This is a genomic window from Streptomyces sp. NPDC056452 (assembly GCF_042796085.1).
In the GTDB taxonomy this organism is placed as follows: domain Bacteria; phylum Actinomycetota; class Actinomycetes; order Streptomycetales; family Streptomycetaceae; genus Streptomyces.
Map to the genome: position 1 here is coordinate 1 of NZ_JBHTRI010000076.1, position 1,569 is coordinate 1,569.

2 protein-coding genes are annotated in these 1,569 nt (G+C 70.6%); both read right to left on the reverse strand.

Annotation, left to right across the window (positions count from 1 at the left end; translation table 11 throughout):
* Positions 1 to 3: 3 nt before the first annotated feature.
* A complete protein-coding gene (locus ACFQ6X_RS35140) occupies positions 4 to 966 on the reverse strand; it encodes an electron transfer flavoprotein subunit alpha/FixB family protein (RefSeq protein ID WP_383188031.1) in 963 nt (320 codons plus the stop codon).
* Positions 967 to 1,059: 93 nt separating this feature from the next.
* Positions 1,060 to 1,569, reverse strand: a 510-nt coding sequence (locus ACFQ6X_RS35145; RefSeq protein ID WP_383188034.1) for an electron transfer flavoprotein subunit beta/FixA family protein, incomplete at its 5' end; no start/stop codon positions are given.

Genomic DNA, 1,569 nt, shown 5'->3' on the forward strand with positions numbered 1-1,569 from the left:
GGGTCAGCCCTTGCGGGTCTTGACCTCGTCGGTGAGCTGGGGGACGACGTTGAAGAGGTCGCCGACGACGCCGTAGTCGACGAGGTCGAAGATCGGGGCTTCGGCGTCCTTGTTGATCGCGATGATGGTCTTCGAGGTCTGCATGCCGGCCCGGTGCTGGATCGCGCCGGAGATGCCGGAGGCGATGTAGAGCTGCGGGGAGACGGACTTGCCGGTCTGGCCGACCTGGTTGGTGTGCGGGTACCAGCCGGCGTCGACCGCGGCGCGGGAGGCGCCGACGGCCGCGCCGAGGGAGTCGGCGAGGGCCTCGATGATGGCGAAGTTCTCGGCGCCGTTGACGCCGCGGCCGCCGGAGACGACGATCGCGGCCTCGGTCAGCTCGGGGCGGCCGGTCGACTCGCGCGGGGTGCGGGACAGGACCTTGGTGCCGGTGGCCGTCGCGGAGAAGGACACGGTGAGGGCCTCGACGGTGCCCGCACCCGTGGCCGGCTCGACGGGGGCCGAGTTCGGCTTGACCGTGATGACCGCGGTGCCCCTGGAGACACGGGACTTGGTGGTGTACGAGGCGGCGAACGCGGACTGGGTGGCGACCGGACCGGAGTCACCGGCCTCCAGGTCGACGGCGTCGGTGATGATGCCGGAACCGATACGGACCGCGAGACGGGCCGCGATCTCCTTGGTCTCCGCGGACGAGGGCAGCAGCACCGCGGCCGGCGATACCGCGTCGTAGGCGGCCTGCAGCGCGTCCACCTTCGGAACGACGAGGTAGTCGGCGAACTCCGGCGCGTCGGCGGTCAGGACCTTGACCGCACCGTGCTCGGCCAGCACACCGGCGGTCTCCGCGGCACCGTTGCCCAGCGCGACGGCGACGGGCTCACCGATACGGCGGGCGAGCGTCAGCAGCTCCAGGGTGGGCTTGCGGACGGCACCGTCCACGTGGTCGACATAGACGAGAACTTCAGCCATGGGACTTCAATCTCCTGCGTGCGAAAGAGGCGGGGGCGGGGAAGAGGGAACAGCCGGGGCCCGGATGACTCCCGGCCCGCGAAGGGCCGGGGCTCAGATGAACTTCTGGCCCGCAAGGAACTCGGCCAGCTGCTTGCCGCCCTCGCCCTCGTCCTTGACGATCGTGCCCGCCGTACGGGCCGGACGCTCGGCCGCGGAATCGACCGCGCTCCAGGCACCGCCCAGACCGACCTCGTCCGCCTCGATGTCCAGGTCCCCCAGGTCCAGGGACACAACCGGCTTCTTCTTCGCCGCCATGATGCCCTTGAACGACGGGTAGCGGGCCTCACCCGACTGGTCGGTCACCGAGACCACCGCCGGCAGCGACGCCTCCAGCTGCTCCGACGCGGTGTCACCGTCACGGCGGCCCGTCACCGTGCCGTCCTGGACGGAAACCTCGGACAGCAGCGTGACCTGCGGGACGGAGAGCCGCTCGGCGAGCAGCGCCGGCAGCACACCCATGGTGCCGTCCGTCGACGCCATACCGCAGATGACCAGGTCGTAACCGGTCTTCTCGATCGCCTTCGCGAGCACCAGCGACGTACCGATCACGTCCGTGCCGTG

Coding starts and splice junctions, on each gene's coding strand:
- ACFQ6X_RS35140 (WP_383188031.1), bottom strand. CDS start 966: ATGGCTGAAGTTCTCGTCTATGTCGACCACGTGGACGGTGCCGTCCGC.